Raw genomic sequence first — 18,629 nt, forward strand, 5'->3', positions numbered from 1 at the left:
CGCCTGATGCGACACTCTCATTTCATTGAAGGCTGCACATGACCCCTTATTGTTAAGTTGTACGGATGCCGTTTCCTCTATTGTTCTCGTACATACAATGGTTTGGACAAAATGATTTACTGCGATAAGGGGGGAAAACATGGCTCAGTACCATGATGGTTCGATCAAGAGCCAAGGTGTTTCAATTATTACTTGTACGAATCGGCGAGGTTACATGAGGAATCTTATCAACAACTACAAGCGTCAGCGCCATCCGAAGAAGGAACTGATTATTATCATTAACTGTAACAGTATCCCCCTTGCTCCCTACCGAAAGCTGACAGCTGGAATTCAGAATATACGGATATATCAGCTGCCCGAGAGATACACTCTTGGTGCCTGCTTAAACTATGCGGTGGACAAAGCTAATTACAGCTGTATCGCTAAATTTGATGACGATGACTATTATGCACCTTACTACTTGACTGAAAGCCTGGAAACACTCAAACGAGCGAAGGCTGATGTCCTCGGTAAGAAGGCCCACTATATGTATCTGCGCGGTTCCAAGAAGCTGCTTCTGCGTTTTCAACAGTATGAGAACCGCCAGACGAAACTGCTTCCCGGTGCCACACTCGTCTTTAAGCGCAGCGTATTTAACAAAGTCCGATTCCCTAACCGGAACGTCGGGGAAGACGATCTGTTCTGTCTTCGCAGCAGAAGGGCGGGATATAAGGTATACTCCGGCAGCAGATATAATTTTGCAGCCATACGCAGGAAGAATTCCGCCAACCACACCTGGATTATCAGCGATCGCGAACTTATCTCCCACCATAAGATAATTCCTGGTGTACGCAGCTTTCGGAAGTTCGTACAGAAGCCTCCACAGGGTAAGATGTAATCATGCACTCCTCTGCAATGAATACACACGCTGGGGTCTCCATTATCACTGCTACCAACCGGCCGCAGTTCATGCATGCCCTGTTCGAGAATTACAATCGGCAAACGTATAAAAATAAGGAACTCATTGTCATCTTGAATAAGGACACTGCTGCGCTGCATAACTATTTTCAGTCAGCTAGGCATATACCCAACACAAGAATCTACCAGGTTCCCGAACACCTGTCTCTCGGCAGCTGCCTCAATTATGGTGCGTCCTTAGCCAACTATCCTCTCATCGCCAAGTTCGATGATGATGATTATTATGCGTCTCATTATCTTACCGAAAGTGTTCAGGCCATGCAGCGCACCAACGCTGATATCGTTGGAAAACGGGCCCACTATATGTATTTGCACGGCAGTAAGACCCTCCTGCTGCGTTACTATAACAAGGAGAACTGCTATGCTCCCCTCGTTCAGGGGGCAACCCTTCTCATCAGACGAAGCGTGTTGAATAAAGTCCGTTTTCCGAACAGGAATAACGGCGAATGCGTCGCCTTCTGTACGGCCTGCAGGGCTAAAGGCTTCAAGATCTATTCGGGAAGCCGGTTTAATTTCCTCGCCCATCGGCGGACAAATTCCAGTGACCACACCTGGATCGTCAGCGACCGCAGGCTGCGGCAAGGGAAGGTAAAGGTGGTAAAGGCAGAAGATATCCTAAAACATGTCATTCGCACCCTCTGGTAGCCCACGCACCGATTACTTCAGTGGCAGTTATCCCCTCCCACTTGATAATTCAGAGGATAGCGAGTAAACTGTTCAAAGTGCGCTTATAAAATAATACGACCTGTATAACCTCAGAATATGGCTGAGGGTCTCTACCAGGAACCATAAAATCCTGATTACAGAAAATGATTCGTTCATTTTTTGTAGTCAGGATTATTTATTTTATCAACGCAGTTTTTCATAAGAAAGGACGTAAAGCAGATATGAATGTCAAAGTTTTTATACTCGCCTTATCAACTGTAGCCGTTGGACTGGTTGAATTAATCATTGGCGGAATCCTTCCAACCGTCGCCAATGATCTGAATATCTCATTAAGCTCTGCAGGGCAGCTCATCACGGTCTTCGCACTTATTTATGCGGTTTCCGGTCCTGTGTTGCTAGTGATGACTAGCAAAATGGAGCGGAAAAAGCTATATCTCCTATCCTTGGCTGTTTTCTTCATTGGGAATATCATGACCTATTTCAGTCCGAATTTTACCTTTATGATGGCTGCAAGGGTTGTAACCGCCATGAGTACAGCACTGATCGTTGTCCTGTCCTTGACCATAGCTGCAAAAGTTGTGTCGCCAGCACACCGGGCAAAAGCGCTGGGTCTCATTTATATGGGCATTAGTTCGTCGCTTGTCATGGGAGTGCCGCTGGGTATTCTGATTTCCGAGCAATTTGGCTGGCGCGTTATTTTTCTCGGGATCGCTATTTTATCGATAGGTTCTTTTGTGCTTATTTCCATCTTTTTGGAGAGGATTCCCGGGGAAACCACGATTCCGCTTTCGCAGCAGATAAAGGCCGTTAGCAGCTTTAAACTAGGCAGCGCACATCTGGCAACCATGTTTATGCTGGCAGGACACTATACGCTTTATGCGTACTTCACGCCATTCCTGGAAACGGAGCTTCATCTGAACCCCAATTGGATCAGCATATGTTATCTATTATTTGGAATCGCAGCGGTTAGCGGCGGAGCATTCGGTGGCATCCTTTCAGATTCGATTGGAACTCACAAAAGCATTATTGCCGTCATCACTTTATTTGCCGTTGTACTGTTCGCCATACCATTCACTACTTTTTCACTTATTGTATTCATACCGGTCATGATGATCTGGGCAGCCCTAAGCTGGAGTCTGGCTCCACCGCTGCAAAGCTACCTGATCCAAGCAGATCCTGTTACATCAGATATTCAGCAAAGCTTTAATAACTCTGCGTTACAAATCGGTATTTCTCTTGGGTCAGCATTTGGCGGCATCGTGTTAAGCCAAACCGGAACGGTCTCCCATACAGCTTGGTTCGGCGGCGTCCTTGTCATCCTCTCCTTGGGATTCGCCGTCTTTTCTTTAACAAGGGAAACGAGCGTAAGAGGAAATATGAAGGTGACTTAGGCTGTTCAGAATCTCATGCTGGGGATAGCGTTATCCAAATAAAGAAAGCGATGGAGGTATCGTGCCTCCACCGCTCTTTTGTCCATAATAAGTCCCGCTAGGGCATACTATCCTAACTGGCGTTTAAATACTTTGTTCGCGATAAAGTAAGCGATAAGCATCAAGCCGACGCACCAGGCAAGCGCGATCCAAATCCCGCTGCCTACCGCCCCATCATACAAGAGGGCACGAATCGAGTTCACGATTGAAGTCACGGGCTGGTTCTCAGCGAACGCGCGAACAATGGCGGGCATCGTTTCCGTAGGGACAAAAGCTGAGCTGATAAACGGCAGGAAAATGAGGGGATACGAGTATGCGGTCGCACCTTCCATAGACCCTGCTGTCAATCCCGGGATGACCGCCAGCCATGTCAGCGCGAGCGTAAACAGCGTGAGTATCCCGATTACCGCTAGCCAATCCAGAATACCAGCGTTGGAACGGAAGCCCATCAAGAGCGCGACCAGGATCACCACCAAGACAGTAAGCGCATTGGAGACAAGCGAGGTCCATACATGAGCCCATAATACGGACGAACGCTTAATGGGCATCGTAGTGAAACGTGCCATCAGCCCGCCTTTTACATCCGTGAAGAGCCGCAAGGAAGTATAAGCAACGCCGGATGCGATCGTGATCAGCAGTATCCCCGGCAGCAGATAATTGACATAGTTATCCGTGCCAGTCTCAATAGCGCCGCCAAATACATAGACAAACAGCAGCATCATCATAATCGGCGTGATCGCCACCGTGATAATCGTATCTGGACTGCGCATAATATTCCGCATTAAACGGCCTAATAAGACCCCTGTTTTACCTTTCACTTACATCTCCCCCTTTTTGCCGATGATGGCAAGGAATATTTCCTCCAATGTCGGCTGCTTCTCGATATATTCCACTTCTGCGGGCGGGAACATCCTCTTGAGCTCGGCAAGAGTACCCGTCGTGATGATTTTCCCTTCATGCAGGATGGCGATACGGCCCGCCAATTGTTCGGCTTCCTCCAGGTACTGGGTCGTCAACAAGATGGTCGTACCTCCGTCTGCAAGCTCCTTGACCGCAGCCCAGACCTCAATCCGCGCTTCGGGATCAAGCCCTGTAGTTGGTTCGTCGAGAAAGATGACGGCCGGCTTTCCGATCAGGCTCATTGCGATGTCCAGCCTGCGCTTCATCCCGCCAGAATATTGGTCCGCACGGCGGTTAGCCGCATCCTTCAAGCTGAATCTCGCAAGCAGGTTGTCGGCGACCTGAGCAGGATTGGCAGCTCCCCGCAGCTTGGCAATTAACATCAGGTTTTCCCGCCCGGTCAGCATTCCGTCTAAAGCTGCAAACTGCCCTGTTAAGCTTATGCTCTGCCGCACATCATCCGGCTGCCGTTGAACGTCAAAGCCGCAAATACACGCTTCGCCGCCATCTGGCTTCATTAGTGTCGAGAGAATGTTGACCGTCGTTGTCTTGCCCGCTCCATTCGAGCCCAGAAGGGCGAAGATTTCTCCGCGCCGCACCTCAAAATCCACTCCCTTTAAGACATCCTTGTCTTTAAAGGATTTTCTCAACCCTTTTACAGAAATCACTTCATTAGTCATGCTTATTTCCTCCTTAAACGTGCAGCAAGGCCGCCTGCGATACCAGGAGCAGAGAGCATTGCCCTCTGCCTACTTAGCCTTACTGATATTCTGTATCACTTACTACTTGGGTAAAAATAAACTGAATAGTTATGGTCTGATTTACATTGGCAACCAGCTATTCAGGCGGAAATAGTAGTGATCTTTTTTTAATTCGCTATTCAGTTAAGAATTCGCATTAGTTGTGACCTATCTGATCATTTAACTTCTTGCGCTGTTTATCCTTCCAAGTCTTCGCATCCTTCACCAGCTCATCACAGAAACTGGCCGCATCCTCGCCAATGAGGTCTGTGACTTTCTTGCCATTCGCTGCACCCTCCTCGAAGAGGTCCAGAATTCCGTTAAAGATCCGGCTGATGTCCTTCCAGTCCGTAACGCCGCCAGTGGCATAAATATATTCTTTTATAGTGTTGTAAGCATTGCGGTACTCACTTGGAAGTGACTTGGCACGCGCCTCCATCGCCTTCCATTCCCGCTTGTCATCCAAACTTCCGATAATTTTCTCAATAAAATTCATATTGCTTCGCTCCCTTACCTTTGTTTGGCTTTGAGTTCGTTAATTTTGCTTGAGACAAAGTCCCATTTTCTCCAAAAAGCTTTAAGCTCTTCTTGACCCGCTGCGTTGAGGGTATAAAACTTCCTCGGCGGTCCCATAGTGGATGGCTTCCTCTCGATATCAACCCAATTGTTCTTCTCAAGCCGCATGGTAATCGTATAGACTGTCCCTTCAACCACATCCGTGAAGCCAAGCTCCCGCAGCTGATGCGTGATTTCATAACCGTACGTCTCGCCGCGGCTGATGATCTCAAGCACACAGCCCTCAAGCACCCCTTTCAGCATCTCGGTAATATTCTCCAAGCTTATCCCTCGCTTACTCCAGTATTGTTTAGTACTCTGTATCAACGGTATTCAGTATTAACGACTACAGGTATATAGTAATACGGAATAGCTTTCCTTGTCAAGAGCAATATATGCGTGCAGGTCGGCAAATTATTACATTAAGCCGAATTTAACATACATTAACAGGACACCCTATATGCAGACACCAAAGTGGGAGTAGATGAAGATGCCGCATCGGAAATTCCTGTCTGCTGATATAAGACCCCGTTATCCGAAAGGACAGATTTCCGTATTCGGGGTCAATTCCGTATATCCCCGCATCCCTTGGGTCTGTGCCCTCTGGTCACTCTGTTTTCCGGGCTTTGGGCACATGTTCGTCGGCAAGTACCTGCACGGTTTTATCCTGATCGTGTGGGAGCTTGTTGTGAATAACATGTCGAACCTTAATCTCTCCATCGCCTTGTCCTTTCAAGGCAGGTATATGGAAGCGGCATCTGTCATTAATCAGGATTGGGCTCTGTTATACATAGCCGTATATGTATACTGCGTATGGGATAGTTACCGCTGCGCTGTGGAAATCAAGAAGAGCCACATCCTATCCGAGGTCGAAGATGCACCCATCGCACCTTCTGCTGTCAACTTCTTTGATATCGTGATTCTGGACAAAAAAAATCCATGGGTCGGTATGATCTGGTCAGTTTTCTCACCCGGATTGGGGCAATTATACGGAGGGAGTACGGTTGTCGGCACCTTCATCCTAGCCTGGTGGATTACAATCTGCTATAAGGCCGTGGCGGTCCGTTCCCTTCTCCACTCGTTCCTTGGGAATTTTCACCTTGTTCATGAGATCGTTGACTGGCAGTGGTTTCTCTTCCTCCCTTCCATGTACGGCTTTGCGGTCTATCAGGCATATGTATCAGTAACCGAAAACAATACCCTATTTGATATTGAACAAATTCGTTTCCTTAGAGTGAGGGCGGAGAACTTGGGACATCGGAATGAGGCTGATAACGGTACTAAACAAATACTTGCCACCTTCGATCACTCCCCCTTTGTGGAGATCGTGATCCATGAGATTGAGCTGTTGGGCGTGCCGCCTTGTAATGTCGTAGCGCTGCCTGTTGAGAACCTCGATTCCAAAACTCATATCTTGGACTCAATTCATCGAGTCGACGGCCGAAGCATTTTGGACGGAGCAATGGTAAGTGCAACCCTCTTAGCGGTGTTGGGAGCAATCTATGGCTTCGTGATGTACTGGGGACCGATCATCTGGGGGCTGATTGGCTTGGGAGGCGGCTTCATTCTGGGGCTGGGCATCGAATTGGCACTGAAGCACAGGAGCAAAGTGAAGCTTATCTCGAAACGCAAGGCTGAGGTCATCATGCAGATCACTTGCCCATCCCCACTTTATGACCAGCTGATTGCTATTCTGAAATCCCGGAATGCAGCAGGCTTTGTGGTGATGCCTCAAGAGGCCAGCGCCAGGTAATTAAAGTGATCAGCAAAGAAGGCCATCCTTCCCGGGTGGCCCTAGCCTTACTCTACATATTGGCTTTCCAAGATAAACTTGGCCTTTTAACGTTAGCTGTTTACGGCCTCTTGCTGCTTAACCAGGGCTTTCTTCTCCCAGACTCTGCTCTTCCAGCGCACATACAGAACAGCGCCGCGCACCCACTCATCCAGTATAAATGCCGCCCAAATCCCAACTAAGCCAAAGCCCAAATGGATGCCCAGGTAGTAGGTTAAAGGAACGCTGAACAGCCACATGACCAGCAGGGCGGATATCATCGGAAACCGTGCATCGCCAGCCGCCTGTAACGCCCTTTCAAACAAGATATTGAAGTTCCTTCCCGGCTCCAGCAGGAAGCCCAACAGCAGCAGTGCAGAGCCCATGCGAATGATGTCCGAGGAATCGGTGAAGAGATCCAGCAGCGGAACGCGGAAAAGACATATCAGCCCTACGCCCGCCAATGAAATGACCAGGCTGGCCTTTAGCGTGGAGAAGGTCTGCTTGTAAGCTTCCTCTATCTGTCCCGCTCCAATCAGATGCCCGACAACAATCTGCAGCCCTCTCCCCATGGCAATGCCTATGATCATGACAATAAATATAATGTTCTGGGTGTAGATTTTCGTTGTGAGCATCTGCGCTCCCAGAGAGGACACGAACGCCGTCGTCACAAACTGGCTGGCGTTATAAGAGATATTGACCATTGAAGAAGGAACCCCGATTCGCAGCACCTTCGCCACATGCTCAAGCTTCCATTTGGTCAAATGCCCGATCCCCACCCTTACGCCAACGATTCTGCGCAGGACGAACAAGTGGGCAATCAAAGCCAGCAGCTGGCTGATGACGGTCGATAAGGCGACGCCTAACACGCCAAGCTTCGGAATGCCAAAGGGGCCAAAAACAAACAGATAGATACAGACAATGTTGACTACATTCATGCCAAGCGTCACGGCCATCGTATATCTGGTTTGACCATGAGATTGGATGATCGCTACCGTAACCGTAATCAAGGCCTGCAGGATGAGCGCGCCGCCAACAATGTACAGAAACTCTTGGGCCATGGCAAACAACTCCGGCTTTAGGCCAAAAACACTCAGCAGCGTTCCGCTGAACACAATCACGCCAAGGCTCATGATAATACCAGACAGGATATTGATCCCAAGGGAGGAGCCGACAACACTATTGATTTCCTCTGTGCTCTTCTTCGCCCCAAGGTATTGCGAGATAACGACAGCGGACCCTACTGCGATAAAATTAAAGGTCAGTATGGCAAACATAATGATCTGGTTCGCTACGCCGACAGAGGCGACCGCATCATCCGAAACCCTGCTCAGCATCAGTGTACCCGTCGTGCGCATCAGCATCTGAAGCGCAAACTCAATGAAAATCGGCCATGTAATGGCAAAGATCGATAACTTCCCTATCTGATTCTGATTCATTTGTCAGGTACCTTCTTTGTTATATACTTATTAGTCATTAACAAATTTACAACTATGTTGATAGATTTGTTTAGGTTAATTTTAATCCATTCATCTGTCTATGTGCAAACCATCAGCGGCAGCAGCCGGGACAGCCCTTTCTTTTCGTTTTTTTCCTACTCTTGCCTGCTATATTCCATTGTATGGGATAAGAGTTAGAGGCATGGGGGAGGAAATGAGTCCTAAATGTCGAATAGTTCTGAACATATACTTACATATTCGACATATTTTTTGGAAGGAGTTACACCCATGCGCAGCTTACTTATTCGACTCCTGGTACCGGTAATACTCCTGACAATATTCTGTCCTACAGTAATGGCTAGTGAGCCGGCGCCGCGCCCCAAGGCGTCGGATGGTGTCATGCATATCATGAAGGCCCCCGAGCATTCCATTCAGTTGGATGGAGAATAGGCATTTTTTTGGGGACAATTTATTCATCCCTCTGATGTTCCTCATGGGCTGCCAAGCCGCAATCTTAAGGTTCCCGGCTCATGGAATGAGGACCAATCTGTCAGACACGGTTATGGTTCTTATCGACTTCAGGTCGTGCTTGGAGAAGAATACGAGGACTTGGGATTATATGTAGGGGGCATCTCCACATCGTATTCCATTGGGTTAATGGCGAGCAGCTGGGAGAGAACGGCCGCATCGCCCGGAATAAGGAGGAATCATTTCCGACAAAGCGTGACCGGCTGTTCCGAATCCCGCAGCCGTCAAAGACGCTTGATATCGTCGTCCACGTGGCTAACTACGAGCATCCGCGCGGGGGCTTGACGGAGAGCATCCGTCTTGGACACATGACCGCCTTGCAGGGTGAAATTGTGCGATCTGCCTCGCTGGATATGTTCGTTGTCGGTGCACTGTTCATTATTGGACTTTATCATCTGGGATTGTTTGCGGCTCGGAGCAAGAACCTCTCCCCTCTCTACTTTGCATTGTTCTGTATCTCTATATCACTTAGGAGTCTCGTTACAGGGAAAACCTCGCTGTTCGTCCTGCTTCCGGACTTCCCTTGGGATACAACGGTACGGATCGAGTACACGACCATGGCGATTGCTCTCATTTCCTTCTCCCTGTTCACCAGATCCTTGTATCCAAAGGAATATTCGAAATGGAATCTTGTGCCCGGGCTTGCATTGTCTGTTCTTTACGGCGTGCTGCGCATGGCTGGACCTGGTTGGCTCTACTTGAGACTTCTCGCAGGGTTTCAGCTGGTTATTATGCTTATAACGATATCGTGCGTGGTCGCTTTTGGGCTGGCCGCTTGGCGAAGGAAGGAAGGAGCAGCGCTTGCGCTCGGAGCCGCCATATTTTTGGCAGCGACGGTCCTTAACGATATATTGTATAACCGCGAGCTGCTAACAACCGGATACTACATTCCGCTTGGCTTGCTGGTGTATGTCCTGGCAAATTCTTTTATTCTGGGGCTGAGTTATTCGCGGGCATACGCTTCAGCCGAGAATCTGGCGGTCAAGCTGCAGGCTTTGAACAATACGCTGGAAGAGAAGGTTGTCGAGCGCACAGTCAAGCTTGAAGAGGCAAATAAGGAGCTGCAGAAGCAGTCTCTTCTTGATCGGCTGACGGGTATCGCAAATCGCAGAGCCTTTGAAGCGGCAGCTAAAGAGCTTCTGAACGAGAAGGGAGGAAACGGCTCCCTCTATTTATACCTGATTGATGTTGATCATTTTAAGAAATATAACGATTATTACGGACATTTAGCGGGCGATGATTGTCTCAAGCGTATTGCTGGTGTCCTTGACAGGACGGCGTCCAGGGAGGGCGCGAGCGCGTACCGGTATGGAGGCGGAGAATTTTCCTTATTGTACAAGGGGGATTACAAGTCCGCCCAGCAATTAGCTGAACATATTATTCAGGAAGTTCGCGCCAGCAGCATCCCTCATCAGGCCCCTGGAGCTTCGGGCTTCGTTACAGCGAGCTGTGGATTTGCAGTGAGTAAGGCTGAGGGCAGCGGCAAGTTTGAACAATTGATTGAGGCTGCGGACCTAGCCTTATATCAGGCGAAGCAGGCCGGGCGCGATCGATATTGTGTTAGGAAGGATTCATTCTTGACGGCCACAGCCGCAAAATGAAAAATCGAAAAGACAAGGCACCCAAGCGGGTGCCTTGTCTTAGATCGGCTTTCTGTCGACCAGGACGGAAACGATCGTGTCTTCCTTATTCTATAGATTCCACATTGCACGCCTTCGTCTCATCGCTCCCTCTCTCGTCTCATGTGTCATGCGTTTACTCTACCACCTGGTTTCTTTCCGGACTTCTTCCAGGAGGGTACGAATCCCTATCCCGCAATCGCCTCTTCATTCTTATTGAATGCTTCTCGGTCGAACTCTCCCTCTGACTTCGCAACCAGCAAAGCGGTCACCGAGGTGCCCGAAGCATTAACAGCCGTCCGGCCCATGTCGATTAGCGCTTCAACGCCGGCCACGATGGCCATGCCCTCCAGCGGCAAGCCAAGGGCGGTCAGCACAACCGTCGTCGATATAACGGCCGGACCGGGAACGCCGGCAACGCCGATGGACGTAATCAGCTGCCGTCAGAGTAATATCGAAGATGCTTGCGGTAAATACGGCGACAATAGCCGACCACACCCCTCCGCAGCCGTTAAAGTTAATCGAAGCGCCGAGCGGTGCCACGAAGCTGGCGATGCGCGGAGAGACGTGCAGCCTCTTCGTAATCACCTCGAGGTTAACCGGCAGTGCCGCGTAGCTGCTTCGTGTCGTGAAGGCGACGGCCAAGGTCGGATATATTTTATTAAAGAACCGCAGCGGATTAACGCGGGCGACAAACCATACCAACGCGCCGAATACGACTACGAAATGCAGAATCAAAGCGGCATAGGACGTTACGATAACGCCGCCTAATTCCTGCAGCGTGCTCCATCCGTAACGAGCCGAGATGCCCGGAATCAAAGCGAATACGCCATATGGCGTCAGACGAATGATGAATTTTACGACTTGATGCATAACCTCCGTCAACGATTGGATAAGGTCCCTGACCGGCTTCACCTTGTCCGGGTTCCTTGCCCCCACTTTAATGATGGCAACTGCAAGGAAAATGGCAAAGATGAGCACCGGCACAACCTTTCCTTCGGCAGCCTCCTGAACTGGGTTGGAGGGAACCATACTCAGAATAACTTCGGAGAATGCAGGAATGTCCCGTGCCTGGAACTCATCCGGCAGCGTAACATGCATGCCGCTGCCTATGTTCATCAGGCTTGCTGCCACAAGACCGATAATCGCGCCGGCGCCTGTCGTGCCGAGAAACCACGCAATGGTCTTAAAGCCGATCTTTCGTAAGTATTCCAGGTTGGTGAGCGACGAAATGCTGTTCAGAACAAGCACGAATACAAGCGGAATAACGAGCATGCGGATCAGGCTGATATAGATGCTGCCGAACGTGGTGATGCCTTTTGCCTCGAGCTCGAAGCTCTGCAGCAGTACGCCAGCCGCAAGTCCAAGCACCATACCGACCAGCACTCTTGTGCCGAAGCCGATTCGGTTGCGTGCGAGAACATATAGTAGTATAAAAACGATAACGGCCATCGAGAAGCTGTACCAGTTCGTCTGGAAAGCATCAATCAGATTGTTGTCAATGTTGTTCATATTCTTCTCCTCCTGTATGTGCTGCGAGCGCCTCAACCTGCGAGGCGATGCTTTCTTCATCCATGTAGCCAAGCTTCTGATAGGCAATGCGGCCGTCCCTGCCAATAAAGACGGATACGGGAATCGGCCTGACACCGTAGGCTTGGGCAACCGCCTTGTCCGGGTCGAGCAGAACCGGGAAGGTGTACCCATGCTCTTGTATGAACTCAGCTACCTTACCGCGCTCCTCCCCCACGCTCACGGCGAGCACCACGAAGTCATCGCTGCTGTAAGTCTCATACACGTTCTGCATGTGAGGCATCTCCTGCTTGCACCATTTGCACCAGGTCACCCAGAAATTCAAGAGCACAGTCTTGCCCTTGTAATCGGACAGTGAAACCGGTATGCCTTCCAAGCTGCTGAGTGTAAACCCAAGCGCTCCATGTTCACCGGCTACTGCCGGCACATTTACCGCTCCCATAGAGGCGGCAGCATCGCCGGACAGCTCATACCGGGTGGTTACGAAAACTGCAGCCGCCGCCAGAAGCACGCTGGCAAGCAGTACGGCCAAGTTCTTATTCATTAGCGGCTCCTCCTATAGGTTGAACAACCCCGAGTATTGGCCCAGCCTCTCCAGCCTGTTGGTAAAGACCAGAATCCCCATGAGTATAACGAGCACTCCGCTAAACACGGAAATTACCGGGGTAAACCTGGACATCTTCCTGAGGATACGGGGGACATGCTCGAGCAGCAAGGAAGACAGCAGGAACGGAACCGCTAACCCGGCTGAATAAAGCGACAGCATGACTGCCCCCTTCCCGGCCGTGCCAAGGCTTCCGGCATAAATCAGGATGGTAGACAGGATCGGTCCAATGCACGGCGTCCAGCCTGCCGCAAATGCCGTTCCCAGCAGGAAAGCTCCCGCATAGCCACGAACCCCTCCGGCGGTGGTGAACCTTCTCTCGGCATATAAAAACTTCATTCTGAAGACTCCCGTCATATGCAGGCCGAACATAATAATAAGCACTCCTCCTGCCTGTTGCAGCCATCTCAGGTGCTCTGTCAGCAGCGCGCTAAGCGAACTGAACGACAATCCCATGAGCACAAACAGCAGGGAAAAACCGAGGACAAAATACACAGTCTTCATAAATGCAGAGATCCGGTTCCTCTGTGACTGTATGTCAGGCAGCGAAGAACCAACAATATAACTGATATAAGCCGGGATCAGCGGCAAAATGCAAGGAGATAGAAAGGACAAGAGCCCTGCCGCAAATGCCAATAGATAGTCCAGCTTGACCCCTCCTTTCCGAATTGCAGCGTTATGGATAGGCAAACTGAAAAACGAGCAGACGCAATGGCTGCTCATTCCCTGAACGGGACTTGTGCCGCCTGCATGCATGAGCATGCAGGCGGCACAAATGTGATCTCCTTCGTCTTAGCACTCTTCCTCGCAATATTCGTCTTGTGCTGCCGGAGAAGCAGAAGGCGGCGAAGCAGGGGCTGACGCGGACGGAGACGGAGAGGAGTTCTCCTGCCCGCCGCTCGTACCGCTGACCGGAACAGGAGAGGATGAAGCGCTTGTACTAGATGAAGCGCTTGGGCTGGACGCAGCTGGCTTATCAGTCTCAACGACAACCGGCTGGGACACCGAAGAACGGGCCGGCAGCTTCAAGCCTTTTGAGGATGATTTAACCGCTTCCTCTGCCGGGGCTGGCGGTTCAGCCGGCGCTGATTTTACCGCAGGCGAAGAAGGAGCCGCCACGGGCTTCGAGTCGGCCGCCGTGCTGGCCTGCTGATTTGAAGGCCGCTGTGCTGACGGCTGTGTGCTCGCCGGCGCAGGAGCCGGGGTTGGCGTTGCAGGATTTGCCTTTGACTGTGTTGGCGGCTCCGAATGGGCTGATGCCGGAGCCGAGGCTTGTGGTGCAGCCGTCGATGTGGCCTGTGCAGCAGCTTGTGTTGATGCTTGCGCCTTAGCAGAAGCAGATGCCGCCGGCTCACCAACAGTCTCTGCCGCGGCCGGAGGCTCAACAGCCGCAGCGTCTGTCGATCCGCTAGTTAACGGTGCAGCGTCTTCTGCTTTTACTGCTGCTTCAACGACTGCCAGGCTGCTGTCTGCTGCGGAGGAGGTAAGGTGTCCGGCCGGCTCAGCCGTCTGCTCTGCGGCTGCTGCCGCACCGGCTTGAACGGAAGCTCCGTTCTCCGTGCTTGCCTCCGCTCCCTCCGATACAAGCGTCTGAGCAGAAATCGGCTCCGGTTTCGAAACATAGGCCAAGTACGTGAGGGCAGCCAAAGCGGCTGCGACAGACAGCACTGTCAAGGTCAGCTTGGAAAATGCCATTTGCTTCATATTAATTAATCGTCCTTTCCGTAGGTGGTATTTCCATTACTTTCATGGATTGAGCTCGAATTTCAGCATTCCTTACGAATGAGTAAGCAGATTGTACAGCACTTGAACCGCCTCCGCTCTGCTGGTCACGCCGGTCGGAAGCAGGCGGTTATTCGACCCCGCTAGGATACCGGCCTCTACCAGCGCCTGAATTGCTTCGCGCGCAAAGGCCGAAACCTCAGCTTGGTCGGCAAAGCCGGACAAGGAAGCTGCCGTGCCTGTATTCACAGCGACCGGCTCTCCAGCCGCAAGCAGCGCTCGATACAGGAAGGTAAACAATTCTTCGCGTGTAATCGTCTGATTCGGCGCAAAACGGTTGCCTTGCAGACCGTTTGCAATGCCAAGGCGCTTCGCTGCCGCCAAATAACCGGTATAGTAGGTGTCACCTGCGTCTGAGAAATTACTTGCGGCTGGAGCATCAGGCGAGATATCCAACGCTTTTAGCAGCAGTACGATGAACTGGCCCCTTGTGACTTTACCGCTTGGGCTGAAGTGGGTATCGTCCGTTCCGCTTGTAATGCCGCGCGCAGCGAGGTACGTAACCGCGTCTGCATACCAGGCCGCTGCCGGAACGTCTGCGAAATCAATGTTGTTATAGCCAATAATATATTGAGAGAAGTGCGTTGTTCTGAACTCTACCGAACCTGCTGCCGCATGGAATCGTCCCTTCACGAGTTCAAGCTCGCCATCTTCGGTCACGTAGTAGACGATAATGGCGTTCGGATTCTCGTTTGGCGCTGGTGAGTAAGGGAACGCTACAAGCACCTGAGAGCCGCCAAATGTTGAAACGTTGGATTGGCCTGCATAAACCAACAAATCGTATACAGGGCGATCGCCAAGAACCTCCTTCGCCTCCGCTGGAAGCTCGGACTTTGAGAGGATAATACTGATACTGCCGGAATCGCGGTTCGCATTAATCACCTTCAGCGCCTCCGCGTCCAGGACGATGCTGGCGAAGCCCGCGTCTACTTTCAGCTCGAAGTTCGTATTCTGCGCCAGCTCATTGAACGCTTCTCTCGGAACGGTTACTTGAACGCTGCCTGCCGACCCCTGATGGTCCACCTCCAGAATAAGACGCGACTTGGCTGCCGGCTGTCCGCCTTGCTTTAATGCATGAAGCAGCGAATGGACCGCAGACTGTGTAACCAATGCGACGGCTCTCCCCGTCTCGCTGTTCACTTCGGATGATATCCTCGTCACCCCAGATTCGCCGGATGGCCCTTCTGGAGCTGTAATCGGCTGCGCATTGCCGCTATTGCCACTGTTCGTACCTGAGTTGTTACCTGGGTTATGGACGGGGCTGCTGTCGTTGCCAGGGTTGCTGCCGCCGCTGTCCCCTCCTGCATACGGACCTTCTGGAACAATAACCTCGACCGCCGGACCATATTCGTAGACCGTCTTTGCGGCTTCACCGGCCGCATTGTCCGACGTATCAAAGCCGCGTACTGCCTGCGTATATCGCACCTCATATGTGCCAGCCGCAAGTCCCGTAATGACATTGCCGCTGCTCGGCACCGCGGTATACTGCGTCTGTCCTTTCAACCGGTATTCCAGCGACTTCTTGCTGATGCCCGTAATTTGTCCGTTGTTCAGCCCCGCTTGCGACGGTGCTTCACCGACTAATCCAGAGGGCTGCCATTCGATACGGGAGAAGAGCGAGCGCAGACTGTTGATACGCAGCTGGGCCCCTTTGCTTGCCGGATCGCCGGTAATGTTGAAATTGCCCATCAGCTCGACATGCCCTAGAATCGGCTTCCAGACTCCTTGCTCGTTGTAATTCCGCTTATCATAGACGAACACATACGGAGCTTGAATCCGCTGAGAGCTGACTGGCTGTAATGTAACCGGATGAGTCCCGGCAACCAGTTGGCCTGCTCCATTGTTCTGCTTGGTGTTCTGAGAAACAAGGTTAGGAAGATAGCCGTTCACCCAGTCCGTAAAAATATGGGTAAGCGCCACATCAGAGGTTCTCGCGTGCAGCAGGTTTGCCGTACCACTCTCGGTTGGTATTCGGGGATTGGCGATTGTCGTTGAGGTCAGCCCGCCGACTCCCCCGTCCAGCTTAAAGTCCCAGTTGTACACCTTATCAACGCCGTATTCATTAGCTACCTGGTTTAAGTATTTAACCTTGCCCTGCGTATCCGGGCACCAGGCACATCCGACCAGAACGACAAACGTGCCTTCCTGAGCAAGCACATATTTCAGTTCGTCGAGCGTCACCGAGTCTATGACAGCCGGAGGATCATTCTGATCGAACAGACCAGGCCGGAATTCATTGTAGGACCCGATTATGTACTCCTGGTTGGTCAGCGACCGGTAGCGGGCATTCTTCGTGCCCGGCTCCGAGATGGTGTCAAATACTCCGCGGAGCGCGTCCTTGTATGCATCTGCTCCGGTACCGTTCTGCAGCTACTCAAGCCCGCCGGCACTTGCTACTCCTTCTAGAGAAGCAATGATCGGAGCGTCTGCATTCCCTTTGTTGTAGATGAACAAGAACGGAGCGTCCACAACATTTACGGTTTGGTTGTCAGGCTCCGAAGCCGTGCCGTAGTTATAGGTGTGGCTGCCTAATACACCGGCCGTATGGTCGTTGATATTTTTTAAATACCGGTAGCCGAGGTCCACATAACGCCTCGTATAATTCCCGTAAGGCGTATCGTTTTTTGCAATATCAAGCGCAATGTCGGGACCCGCCAGCCTTGTATCAAACGTCTTAATTGATGTCACACCATATTCCTTGGCTACTTCGTTAATGTGTGGAATCGCGGCCTGGGTTTCAGCCTGCCAGGATCCGCCGAACAGAATGACATAGTTGTCATTGGCTCCAGCAGGCGCATTCCTCAGCAAATAATCCAGTTCATAATAGGTTACGGTCTCAAATACATGATTCGGGTCCGTTAAAGCCGGGAACCGGTCCTGAAAATACTTTAGTTGGTGTGTGCTGTTTCCCTGCACGGGGCCTGATGCGAGCAGCTTGCTCGAGGGCAGGAACGGCACGGCCACGACAATCGCCAGGAGTAGAGCAATCCACTTGCGGTAATGCGCTGTCTGTTTCATCTTTCAACACCTCTGCCTGTCAATTTATTGTGGATATGGACCTCAGCCGGATAAAAAAAAGAGATTGAGCATGGGCGCAGATGCACGCACACATTCAATCTCTGGTTGACCAGTCAATTTATCTTTTTATTATCCGAGTCAAAGCCTCTTTTTTCACACATTGTAGAAGCCCTTCTGTAGTTTGTCAACGATTTTTTTATTTATCCGATGTGTTTACTGTGAATTCCCTTTAGTCAGTGCCTCATGTATATCCAACTCAGACTCTTCTGTCCCAGGCTCGTCTCTTGATTTAAGTCAATGCACGTAATCATCTCCTCAGATACCATGTAATCATGACGTGACCTTGAGGGGGATGATGCATACCAGAGATAAGTGAGCAGATTAGCGAAGGTCTTGGTGAATTCTCTTCTTGATTCTGCTTAGTGACTCCGGCGTGATGCCGAGATAACTGGCCAGTTGATGCTGAGGTACCCGGTCGATGAGTGATGGGCGTTTCCTGATCAGCGTCTTGAAGCGGTCCTCCGGCGAAGAAGCGATGAAAGCAGCGAATTCCTCCTGTACCTGACCTAAATTCTCCTCGATCATCATGCGGGTCATTGTCGCCAGTTGAGGATGCTTATGGTACATATCCTCTTCTGATTCGAGGTCGCCAACGACCATTACCGCATCTTCAACGCACATGAAGGAGTAGTCGGATAACTTGTCTGGTTTATGATGATTGAAGATGGCAATAGCTTGTTCTTCGGTGTAGAAATTGGATGTAATCTCTCTTCCCTCTTCATCGATTGCATACTGCCTTACGCAGCCCTTCAGGATAAAATAACAGGTTGCCGGGACATCTCCTTGTCTAATAAGAACAGTCCCCTTGCGGAATTCTTCTACTTGGATTTCATTTATAATGGCCTGCTGATCTCCCTCGGTAAGAGAAGTCCACCTTGACATATACTTATATAAAATGTTTTTCATAACCGCTATCCTTCAACTCCTTCTCTTCCACTCTTCCTCCTATTCATCTTCTCCCGTTAGGCCGCCTTTGTAAAGGACTGTTGCAGAGTATCGATTGCAAAATAAAAAACGAACTGAACATACA

The 18,629-nt window shown here is 50.7% G+C and carries 16 protein-coding genes, 1 pseudogene and 1 riboswitch; of the genes and pseudogenes, 5 read left to right on the plus strand and 12 right to left on the minus strand.

The window, feature by feature from the left end:
* Nucleotides 1-139 precede the first annotated feature (139 nt).
* From DNH61_RS06910 to DNH61_RS06920, 3 genes are all read left to right on the plus strand, one after another.
* Nucleotides 140-877 carry a glycosyltransferase family 2 protein gene (locus DNH61_RS06910; RefSeq protein ID WP_111145934.1) on the plus strand — a complete coding sequence of 246 codons (738 nt, stop codon included), beginning with the start codon at nt 140-142 and terminating at the stop codon, nt 875-877.
* Nucleotides 878-879: 2 nt separating this feature from the next.
* On the plus strand, nt 880-1,602 hold the full coding sequence (locus tag DNH61_RS06915) for a glycosyltransferase family 2 protein (protein ID WP_111145935.1): 723 nt from the start codon (nt 880-882) through the stop codon (nt 1,600-1,602).
* Between the two features lie 80 nt (nt 1,603-1,682).
* A riboswitch (purine riboswitch) is annotated at nt 1,683-1,780 on the plus strand.
* A 64-nt stretch (nt 1,781-1,844) separates the two neighbouring features.
* The gene (locus tag DNH61_RS06920) at nt 1,845-3,014 is read left to right on the plus strand and encodes an MFS transporter (RefSeq protein WP_111146049.1); all 1,170 of its coding nucleotides are present in this window, start codon (nt 1,845-1,847) and stop codon (nt 3,012-3,014) included.
* 107 nt (nt 3,015-3,121) lie between these two features.
* On the opposite strand, the gene DNH61_RS06925 is transcribed toward DNH61_RS06920, so the two are convergent.
* The 4 genes from DNH61_RS06925 to DNH61_RS06940 form a co-directional block, all read right to left on the minus strand.
* A complete protein-coding gene (locus tag DNH61_RS06925; RefSeq protein ID WP_111145936.1) occupies nt 3,122-3,871 on the minus strand; it encodes an ABC transporter permease in 750 nt (249 codons plus the stop codon).
* Nucleotides 3,872-4,633 (minus strand): ABC transporter ATP-binding protein, encoded by a 762-nt coding sequence (locus tag DNH61_RS06930; protein WP_111145937.1) that lies wholly within the window; start codon nt 4,631-4,633, stop codon nt 3,872-3,874. It lies immediately after the preceding gene.
* Nucleotides 4,634-4,850: 217 nt separating this feature from the next.
* Nucleotides 4,851-5,189, minus strand: coding sequence for a DUF1048 domain-containing protein (locus tag DNH61_RS06935; RefSeq protein WP_111145938.1), 339 nt, complete (start codon nt 5,187-5,189; stop codon nt 4,851-4,853).
* A 14-nt stretch (nt 5,190-5,203) separates the two neighbouring features.
* Complete coding sequence (locus DNH61_RS06940) at nt 5,204-5,530, minus strand: PadR family transcriptional regulator (RefSeq protein WP_111145939.1); 327 nt, start codon at nt 5,528-5,530, stop codon at nt 5,204-5,206.
* Nucleotides 5,531-5,738: 208 nt separating this feature from the next.
* Between DNH61_RS06940 and DNH61_RS06945 the strand changes: the two genes are divergently transcribed.
* A complete protein-coding gene (locus DNH61_RS06945; protein ID WP_111145940.1) occupies nt 5,739-7,001 on the plus strand; it encodes a hypothetical protein in 1,263 nt (420 codons plus the stop codon).
* 92 nt (nt 7,002-7,093) lie between these two features.
* Here the strand turns inward: DNH61_RS06945 and DNH61_RS06950 are convergent, their stop codons facing one another.
* Complete coding sequence (locus tag DNH61_RS06950) at nt 7,094-8,458, minus strand: MATE family efflux transporter (protein ID WP_111145941.1); 1,365 nt, start codon at nt 8,456-8,458, stop codon at nt 7,094-7,096.
* A 779-nt stretch (nt 8,459-9,237) separates the two neighbouring features.
* Between DNH61_RS06950 and DNH61_RS06960 the strand changes: the two genes are divergently transcribed.
* Nucleotides 9,238-10,587, plus strand: coding sequence for a sensor domain-containing diguanylate cyclase (locus tag DNH61_RS06960; protein ID WP_146240959.1), 1,350 nt, complete (start codon nt 9,238-9,240; stop codon nt 10,585-10,587).
* A 206-nt stretch (nt 10,588-10,793) separates the two neighbouring features.
* Here DNH61_RS06960 and DNH61_RS06965 read toward each other — a convergent pair.
* The 7 genes and pseudogenes from DNH61_RS06965 to DNH61_RS06995 form a co-directional block, all read right to left on the minus strand.
* Nucleotides 10,794-12,117 (minus strand): annotated as a pseudogene (locus DNH61_RS06965) (dicarboxylate/amino acid:cation symporter).
* Nucleotides 12,104-12,679, minus strand: coding sequence for a TlpA family protein disulfide reductase (locus tag DNH61_RS06970; protein WP_111145944.1), 576 nt, complete (start codon nt 12,677-12,679; stop codon nt 12,104-12,106). Before DNH61_RS06970 ends, DNH61_RS06965 begins: the two are co-directional and overlap by 14 nt.
* 12 nt (nt 12,680-12,691) lie before the next feature.
* Entirely contained in the window at nt 12,692-13,501 is an 810-nt protein-coding gene (locus DNH61_RS06975; protein WP_342771378.1) for a cytochrome c biogenesis protein CcdA, read from the minus strand.
* Between the two features lie 30 nt (nt 13,502-13,531).
* The gene (locus DNH61_RS06980; protein WP_111145945.1) at nt 13,532-14,443 is read right to left on the minus strand and encodes a hypothetical protein; all 912 of its coding nucleotides are present in this window, start codon (nt 14,441-14,443) and stop codon (nt 13,532-13,534) included.
* Between the two features lie 72 nt (nt 14,444-14,515).
* Entirely contained in the window at nt 14,516-16,702 is a 2,187-nt protein-coding gene (locus DNH61_RS06985) for an S-layer homology domain-containing protein (protein ID WP_111145946.1), read from the minus strand.
* A gap of 189 nt (nt 16,703-16,891) precedes the next feature.
* On the minus strand, nt 16,892-17,539 hold the full coding sequence (locus DNH61_RS06990) for a hypothetical protein (RefSeq protein WP_111145947.1): 648 nt from the start codon (nt 17,537-17,539) through the stop codon (nt 16,892-16,894).
* Between the two features lie 381 nt (nt 17,540-17,920).
* The gene (locus DNH61_RS06995) at nt 17,921-18,505 is read right to left on the minus strand and encodes a Crp/Fnr family transcriptional regulator (protein WP_111145948.1); all 585 of its coding nucleotides are present in this window, start codon (nt 18,503-18,505) and stop codon (nt 17,921-17,923) included.
* Between the last annotated feature and the right edge of the window lie 124 nt (nt 18,506-18,629).

Origin of the sequence: Paenibacillus sambharensis (genome assembly GCF_003233845.1) — a bacterium.
Classification (GTDB): domain Bacteria; phylum Bacillota; class Bacilli; order Paenibacillales; family Paenibacillaceae; genus Paenibacillus_I; species Paenibacillus_I sambharensis.

Bases quoted from the DNA above. Each gene is read 5' to 3' on its own strand.
- DNH61_RS06920 (WP_111146049.1), top strand. From the start codon at position 1,845: ATGAATGTCAAAGTTTTTATACTCGCCTTATCAACTGTAGCCGTTGGA.
- DNH61_RS06950 (WP_111145941.1), bottom strand. From the start codon at position 8,458: ATGAATCAGAATCAGATAGGGAAGTTATCGATCTTTGCCATTACATGG.
- DNH61_RS06980 (WP_111145945.1), bottom strand. From the start codon at position 14,443: ATGAAGCAAATGGCATTTTCCAAGCTGACCTTGACAGTGCTGTCTGTC.
- DNH61_RS06990 (WP_111145947.1), bottom strand. From the start codon at position 17,539: ATGAAACAGACAGCGCATTACCGCAAGTGGATTGCTCTACTCCTGGCG.
- DNH61_RS06945 (WP_111145940.1), top strand. From the start codon at position 5,739: ATGCCGCATCGGAAATTCCTGTCTGCTGATATAAGACCCCGTTATCCG.
- DNH61_RS06930 (WP_111145937.1), bottom strand. From the start codon at position 4,633: ATGACTAATGAAGTGATTTCTGTAAAAGGGTTGAGAAAATCCTTTAAA.
- DNH61_RS06915 (WP_111145935.1), top strand. From the start codon at position 880: ATGCACTCCTCTGCAATGAATACACACGCTGGGGTCTCCATTATCACT.
- DNH61_RS06910 (WP_111145934.1), top strand. From the start codon at position 140: ATGGCTCAGTACCATGATGGTTCGATCAAGAGCCAAGGTGTTTCAATT.
- DNH61_RS06995 (WP_111145948.1), bottom strand. From the start codon at position 18,505: ATGAAAAACATTTTATATAAGTATATGTCAAGGTGGACTTCTCTTACC.
- DNH61_RS06970 (WP_111145944.1), bottom strand. From the start codon at position 12,679: ATGAATAAGAACTTGGCCGTACTGCTTGCCAGCGTGCTTCTGGCGGCG.
- DNH61_RS06935 (WP_111145938.1), bottom strand. From the start codon at position 5,189: ATGAATTTTATTGAGAAAATTATCGGAAGTTTGGATGACAAGCGGGAA.
- DNH61_RS06975 (WP_342771378.1), bottom strand. From the start codon at position 13,501: ATGCTCATGCATGCAGGCGGCACAAGTCCCGTTCAGGGAATGAGCAGC.